This window comes from Candidatus Methylarchaceae archaeon HK02M2 (genome assembly GCA_024256165.1).
Lineage (GTDB): Archaea > Thermoproteota > Nitrososphaeria > Nitrososphaerales > JACAEJ01 > HK02M2.
The window spans coordinates 1-7,825 of record JAKLZG010000006.1; the positions used below are offsets into that span (position 1 = coordinate 1).

The window sequence follows — 7,825 nt, forward strand, 5'->3', positions numbered from 1 at the left end:
GCGAAAAACCTTCAGCTATCCTAATAGAGAATGGAGAAGTAAAAAATCGAATTGATTTACAGAATGACGATGTAAAGGATACTGCAGGTTTGATGAAGATGCTATCCGAGGAGAAGCAATCAGAAGAGCAAGATGAATTAAAAGAAGAAAGTGATTCATGTAAAGTAAAGTTCGAAATCAATAAAAAGAATTGGAAGCTGGAGCCCGAACTGAGTGAGCAATGCGAAAGGGAACTTTCAAAAATTGATGATTTGAGACCAGCTGCTAAAAGGTACATTAAAAGGCATATATCAGAAGAATAGCATAGAATACTAAAAGTTAATGTAATTTTGATTTAAGAAAAAGTAGGGGAGTTAGATTTTATAATACTCCACGTTTCTGAGATTCCAGTATGATCGACTATAGTGCCAATAAGGTTTTTTTCCTCTTGAAGCATTACAATTATCTGGATTCAAAAATGCCATTACAGATGTTGCATCGGGGTCATAGATTTCCCATACAGTAAAGCCCGTATAGTAGTTTCCACTCCATCCAGCTTTCATGATACCTATACTGTGTCCCATTTCATGCATCAGCACTACAGCTTCAGCCTCAGTTTCAGAAACTCCTTCTACTTCATGTTCATTAGCCCAGTTATCAGTAGAACCATCCGCTATGTAGATATAGTTTCCAGCCAAACAATCCACATCTATTATTTGACCAGTTAATGGAATATACGAGATACCAAGAGCAACATATGTGTATCCCATTGTTTCTGGCTCACCTTCAACTGAAGTCCCATAGAGAATCCATTTCTCCTTTGAAGTGTATACTCCTTCATCTGGATCACCATTAGCTTTGTCGTCATAGTAAAATATGTCATTAAACTGTGCCTCGATAGCCCAAAAATCAGATTCATCTATAGATTCATCAAATGTCACTATTTCATCAATTATGAATGTTACCTGGATTCCTCGTTCATTGTAATAATCTGTTATGTAATCTAGGACTGATTCTGTAGGCTCGTGACCTTCCATATAATCTATCTCGATAAATAATTCATATTGTATCTCGCCTTTTTTTGGAGGCTTGTTTGATGGGTTGCCAGGTTTATCTTGTGGTTTATCTTGAACTAATCCTATCGCTTTGTCCATTATGTTCGATTGATCAGCAATTAAAGCAACTGTTTGTGTATTAGATATTGATGTAAACAAAGACAGACATGAAAGGGTTAGGAGTAAGAGTATCGGAATCAGGAATAACTTCTTATTCATTGATCTCATACAGGATGTCCAAATGAAACGAATATAAAAAGTTTGAAATGTGTATAGAAATGATATATTCTCATTTGCAATATAACATATCCATATGTTACTCATACTTTAACTAGAATTTTGGGTTAGAAACGTTCTCTTAGTCTCCACTATCACGATGTACGTTCAGACGTAGTAACTTGGTTTATTATTCGAATTATTTAATTATTCAAGAAGAATATTTTAAAAATCTGAAGGAAGCCTTTGATTAACTTCCATATCAACATATTAATAGATAGATAACTTACATGTATGTTATTTATATAAAAAATATAATATTTGATAACTTATGTGTATTTTAAAAAATAATAAATAGTTCAAATATATAAAATTTAGAACAAGGATGACATAAGAATGAGAAACATACAAGTTTTAGTAAATAGAAAAACTTTGGCAGTCTTCGCAATTTCAATGTTCCTAATAGCTGCAACAGTACCATTAGTAGTGGCTGATCCTGGAGTAACATACACTGAAACCGTCGATGTCTACGTAGTCAGTACGGGTGGTACTATTGAATGGACCCATACTTATGATGGCTCCGCAGATCCAATTTATTCGGCAACACTGACTATAGTTGCTGATGACGTTGACGGTCCTGATGAAACCATACCAACCGATGGAGAACAGGATGAGGTCTATTTCAACGGTAATTACCTTGGTCTATTAAATGATATGGGATACTACACTAACTATAATTACTATCCAGGAGCAGGTAATCCTGATCAGGGTACAACAACTACAGAGTTCAATATCGATCCATCATGGATCGGTAGTTCTATGACCGTAGAGGTAGTAGTAGAAGAAACTTGGGAAGTTGAAATTGAAACCTCAACCTTAACAATACAGCAAGCACATGTTGAAACAGAAAAGGACTTCAGGTACACTAACGTTAACTTCACACCCTACGACGCAGGTCCCGATGGCATTCTAGGCACAGAAGATGATGTTCAACTATCTGCAGAGCTGGGCGATTTGCTACTTCAAGATGAGGACGGCAACTACCTAGTCGACGTTGTGGTACACAAGAACGGTTGGGTCAAGAGCACGAATCCTGGCCAACTGTATGGAGTAATTACCATAACACCAGTTCAATCAGTTGAAATGGTTTCAGTATCTGACGTATTTGGTGACTTCTTCGATGTGAATCCTGCACAACTTGGAGGAGGAGTAGAGGTAATATTAATAGAAGACAGCACTCAATTGGCAACTATCCTCACCTATGAAGACTGGGTTACATGTGATGTAGATAATGAAGCTGGAGAAGTTGACATTGATATCGACTTTACTCAGTCTACAGACGGTTCACTCGACCCAGGCGATACGCTGATGATCTACATAAAATTCCAAACCGCTATGAAACATGAAGACTGGAGCGGACCAGACTCCTTTACTAATGAAGCCATAATCACAGCAGATGATCAAGAATTTACTAACTCTGCTACCATACTACTTTCTGAGAAAGAATAAAGATGTGTCATACTCTGGCACTCCCCCTTTTTCTTTTAACACATAACAAATTATTCATAGACTTCTGATTTATCGAAAGCAAAGTCAGCCTATGAACCTTTTTCTTAATCTAGTCTTAATGAAGATGAGCTTAAAGAATCGGGTAGACTGGGAGAAGAAGCAAGCGATTATATAGATTACTGTTCATAGTTAAATTCAATGATAAAATCTTCACCTACTTTATTTTTTCATTAAAATAAAAATCAGGCTAACGAGCAATTAACCTAAAGTATGGTGGGAATTTTTTATCGACACAAAATATAATCGCTTTGTATCGATATTTGTTAATTTCTTGGCTTTCTTTTTGAATTCTTTAAGAAAAAGTGCATCCTCTTTTTCATCAAATTTTTTTCTATAAGTCAGTAGCACTGATTCCGCAAAATCGTCAATCAATGTTTCTGTTACACCGGATTCAAAGGCATGAGCTTTTACTATCTTAAAGCCTGTTTTCTCAAGTAAATTTTTTATAGAAATTTTTGTATGGTAAACCAAAGGATGAGAAAGGTCTTGGAATCTTTGTGATAAACCCAATTCATTCAACACCTTTATGGTAACTTCATAAAGTTCTCTATAACATCCTTTGTATCCCTGATGAACTAATAATATCCCTTTTTGGTTCATTAGATTATAAATTGTATTGTAAGCTGATTCTTGATTCTTGATCCAATGCATTGCTGCGTTCGAATATACAAGATCGAACTTGCAGGAATATCTGAAATCTTCAATGTTTGAACATAAATACTCTATCCTGTGATTCTTCGAAAGATTTTCTCTAGCTTTAATGATCATACTTTCTGAAATATCGACTCCAACAATCTTTGCTTCTGGGAAGTGATCTCTCCAAATACATTTGGTAAGAGACCCCGTTCCGCAACCAACATCTAATATCAATTTGGGTTTAATATTGAAGAAGTTAACATACCGTTTTATCAAATATATTAAAAATTCTGCTTGTTTCTTTTGAGTATGTGAATAGAGATCATAAAGATAGGGCTTAGTGAAGATTTCCTTCATCCTTATGATGGTTTCTTCATGATCGGACATGTAACTTATTCCTTAAATTTTTATTTATAAACTCTTTATTTCTTTATATCCCAAAAAACCAGGTTTCATTATTGAGAGTAAAAATAATGGCTTATCAGAATCTCTGTTTATGATACCGTAAATATCCTTTGAATTTACCCTTGCGTAGACAGCTTTTTTTCCAGAAAATGACCTTGAATTGTTTATTCCCATAAGAAGTTCAAAATTACCGCCAAAGGGAAATATGATAAATTCTGTCCAATCCTCTTCCCTTTCGTGAAAATGAAGGTCAATCGTACATTTTGGATTTATTCTAACAATGTGTGCAGTAACCTTTGGGATTGAAGGATTTTCTTCGTCAAGGCTTGAAACATAGATACCTTCATACGGAGTTTTTTCCATTATGGTATTCTCAAAATCAATTTCTTTTACGATCATAGGATCACTAACTCAGCAGTTAAAAAAAAGGGAGGGGTTTTTTGTTTATACTAGTTTATAGTTTATGCCGGTTTATTTAGCCAAGGATCGAAATCTATTCCTTCAGTGACCTCTTCTCCATCCCCGTCTCCAAGTGTAGTTGATGGACCATCCTTATCACCCCACCAGTTATACTGCGCATCATCTGATGGGTCGCCGGATGACCAACCATAATTGTTTACTCCATATCCTACATTTCCGTATATGTTGTTGTAGTTGATAATCGGGTCTGAAGGTTCATCAGATATGTAGATTCCGTCAATATAATTATCAATTATGTTGTTAGGATTATCTTCATCTCCTATTACTGGGTCTGAATCCCCACTACAGTATATACCATAATTGTTGTTTAGGATGTCGTTACTCATGATTTCTGGATCTGATTCGTATAGTTCAATTCCATATTGAGTATTCTGTATCGTATTCCCGACTATAGTTGTAAGACCTACAACTGTACTATCGCAGTAAGTAAGTTCTATACCAGCATAATATGAACCTGAGTTTGAACTACCGATCTTATTTCCTATTATAGATCCTGAGGATTGATCCCAATAGATTAGAGAATAATAGCTGTCCGTTATCGTGTTGTACTGTATGGTTAGACTATTACAGTCGTCTACATCTATAGACCGATCATAAGAACCCATTATCTCATTGTACTCAATTATTGCATTATTTGAGTCCTCTATGTCAATATTCTGCCATATATTGAACGATATGGTATTGCGTGCAATATATACATCGTCGCTTAGATATATTTTCAAGCCTATGTCAGCATTCTCTGAGATTATATTATGTGTAATGCATGCATTATCGCTTTCTTCTATTTCTAAGGCATAGTCAGTCCCCGAGATAGTATTGTAGGTGATCGATAGTGGCTCACATCGATCAACTCTGATTCCTTCACCATCTATTCCTTTAATTACGTTTTTGGTTATATCTACATTGTACATTTCGTAAACCACAATTCCATCATATCCGCCTGATATCAGATTATGCTTCATTGTAAGGCTGACATCGGATGGACTGAGTTCACTACCACCTCCATAGTAATCTCCTGAGCAATAGATTCCATAATCATTACCTAACAGCTTGTTATTTTCTATAGTCACTGTTGGACATCTGCTTAAGTATATGCTGTCACTATCAGTGCTATATATCATGTTGTTGAAGATGTTTAAGCCATCCACATAGTCTGCTTCCATTCCATAATTGTTCGCCGCTATCTTATTGTGCTTAATATCTATGTTAGCTTCATAGGGAGTTGCCTCACCTTCAACATAGTACAGATTATAGTTGTCGATTTCTATGGACTCACCATCATTGTTCGATATGGTGTTTCCTGATATAACGATGTTCGTTGAATCATAGATCTCTATTCCGTAATAGTTACGAGTGATGATGTTGTTGAATATCTCGATGCCGATATTGCAGTCTTCGATATTGATTCCCTCATCGTTGTTCACTATCTTGTTCTGCTTGATCATCCCAGTTGCATCGTTATGAAAGTACAGACCTTCATCACCATTTAGTATAATGCAGTTGAATATCATCAAATCACAGCCATCTACTTCTATAGACTCAAATTGGAGGTCGATAGATGCTTCCCTTCCGTTGATGGTAGTATCAGCTGTAATTGTGGCCCCTCCTGTATAGAGCATGTCTGGATCGAGAACGAAAGTACCTCCTACACCGCCTCCGCCCAATGCTTCGTCTAATGTCATCGATGGCTCTGCATAGGTTATCTGAACTGGAATTACGAGAAGACCTGGTAGTAATAGTAGTGTTGCTATAATTATCGTCTTGATTTTTTGTGTCATTCCATATGCAATGATTAAGAATATTCAAATAAACTTTTTTATCAGTTAACGCCGATAATATATTTCGTGCATGACTACACGAAGATATAATAAAATAATTTTGTTCATAATCTGAATTCTGGACTCTTATCGAATAGTTCCAGATACGTTTTTGTGAAGAGATCTATATATTGACTTGCTTGTTCAGTGGATTTGAGTAAAGTCATTCCTTCGTTTTCTACTTCTATGAGGAAATGTCTCTTTTTTAAAAACTTAATATGTCTTTGTCCAATTTTCGAGTTGAGGTTGCATCGGTTGATTATGCTAGTGAACGATTTAGGTTTCTTACAAAAAGTCAGGATTTCCCAGTAGATTTCGTAAAGAGTCCTCTTATGTTTCACTCTTCGTCTTCCTCTTCTAGCTGTCTTCTGAGTTCCTTCTCAGCTTTGGCGGTTTCTTCCAGCCGTAAATCCCAAGTCGCAGAGTATTTGCTAAAAAAATGGGGGATGGTGAAGCTTGCAGCAGCTATTACGAAGTTGATCACTGTCCCTAGTGCTGGAATGAATATGTCCCATAATGGCGCTCCGATTATCATGTAATTCACTGCTGTTGCAAGGTTGAATGTGCCACTTATCAGGAAGCAGACCCCAGCAATTCTGCTGATTAGCATCATTCTCTTAATTGTAGTTTTGTTCTCCCGGTAGTTGGCTATCATTTTAACTATTAGACCTGTGAGGCCTTCATCATCTAAACTTGCTTTCTTCTTCTCATAATCATCTTTTATATCAGTGGCACCATCTAATGTCTCGGCACTTGATATAATCCATCCCAGGGAGATTGCAGATGCTAGGAATCCAAGTATCACCAGAGTTACCTCAGGTAGTAGCAAGTTCTTAGCTTGAATCAGTGTAAATATATTCTGGACTCCGATACTTATTGCGAGGGACATTGCTAGTCCTCCGAAGACTATATTCATTATTGCTAGTCCATGAAGACTTTTCAATTCACGTTGAAACTTAGCCGTGGTTTCAGTTAGCATTTATTTCACCTTAAAAAAAGGTTAAATGAAGGATACTAATAAAACAGTACGAAACATAGTTACATACTTAAGGTGCTTGTCAGATTTTTATGTTATTTATTTTATATATAAAATCAGTTTTTATTTCCGATCCTTTAGTAAATCTAATAATAAAAAATATTTCTTTATTGATATTATCTTATCACTAATCGCCTTCAATATTTACTTTACCATGACATCTTCATAACATGCGCCAATTGATTGTTAGTGATATGTAGATATACACTAGGGAAAAACAATAATACAAATATAAGTGATGGAAGTTTATCACAAAATACCTAAAAGACGAATCCGAATATAAGACCCCAATCCAAAAATCAACTATTGTGATTTTCCAAGGTTCATTAAACACCCTCCTTGATTAAATTTTTATTATCTTTATCATCTAAAATTTGATATCTATAGTATCTTTTTTCTCTAATTTTCTTATCAAAGCTAAACTTTATAAATCCAAATACTATCTATGATCCAACTAAAAACTTAGCAATATGTTATTTTTTTTAAAAAAAAATAAAGGGGGGTAATGTTTATCTTGTTTATCTTACGTTACGGTATCGGAGCTACTTCCCATGGACTGTAATAGCTTGTGTTAGTGGCATCATCGTAGAATCCTTCAGATATTTCGTCACCCGTTCCTGGGCCTTCACCGA

At 35.6% G+C, this 7,825-nt stretch carries 7 protein-coding genes; 2 read left to right on the plus strand and 5 right to left on the minus strand.

The window, feature by feature from the left end; genetic code table 11:
* On the plus strand, nt 1–302 hold a 302-nt coding region (locus L6N96_00300; GenBank protein MCP8322606.1), incomplete at its 5' end, for a hypothetical protein.
* Between the two features lie 51 nt (nt 303–353).
* On the opposite strand, the gene L6N96_00305 is transcribed toward L6N96_00300, so the two are convergent.
* Nucleotides 354–1,253, minus strand: a complete 900-nt coding sequence (locus L6N96_00305) for a hypothetical protein (protein MCP8322607.1) — start codon at nt 1,251–1,253, stop codon at nt 354–356.
* Nucleotides 1,254–1,964: 711 nt separating this feature from the next.
* On the opposite strand from L6N96_00305, the gene L6N96_00310 reads away from it, so the two are divergent.
* A complete protein-coding gene (locus tag L6N96_00310; protein MCP8322608.1) occupies nt 1,965–2,759 on the plus strand; it encodes a hypothetical protein in 795 nt (264 codons plus the stop codon).
* A gap of 258 nt (nt 2,760–3,017) precedes the next feature.
* Here the strand turns inward: L6N96_00310 and L6N96_00315 are convergent, their stop codons facing one another.
* From L6N96_00315 to L6N96_00330, 4 genes are all read right to left on the minus strand, one after another.
* On the minus strand, nt 3,018–3,842 hold the full coding sequence (locus L6N96_00315) for a methyltransferase domain-containing protein (protein MCP8322609.1): 825 nt from the start codon (nt 3,840–3,842) through the stop codon (nt 3,018–3,020).
* 24 nt (nt 3,843–3,866) lie between these two features.
* Nucleotides 3,867–4,259 (minus strand): hypothetical protein, encoded by a 393-nt coding sequence (locus L6N96_00320; GenBank protein MCP8322610.1) that lies wholly within the window; start codon nt 4,257–4,259, stop codon nt 3,867–3,869.
* Nucleotides 4,260–4,321: 62 nt separating this feature from the next.
* On the minus strand, nt 4,322–6,118 hold the full coding sequence (locus L6N96_00325; GenBank protein MCP8322611.1) for a right-handed parallel beta-helix repeat-containing protein: 1,797 nt from the start codon (nt 6,116–6,118) through the stop codon (nt 4,322–4,324).
* A gap of 376 nt (nt 6,119–6,494) precedes the next feature.
* On the minus strand, nt 6,495–7,136 hold the full coding sequence (locus L6N96_00330) for a hypothetical protein (GenBank protein MCP8322612.1): 642 nt from the start codon (nt 7,134–7,136) through the stop codon (nt 6,495–6,497).
* Between the last annotated feature and the right edge of the window lie 689 nt (nt 7,137–7,825).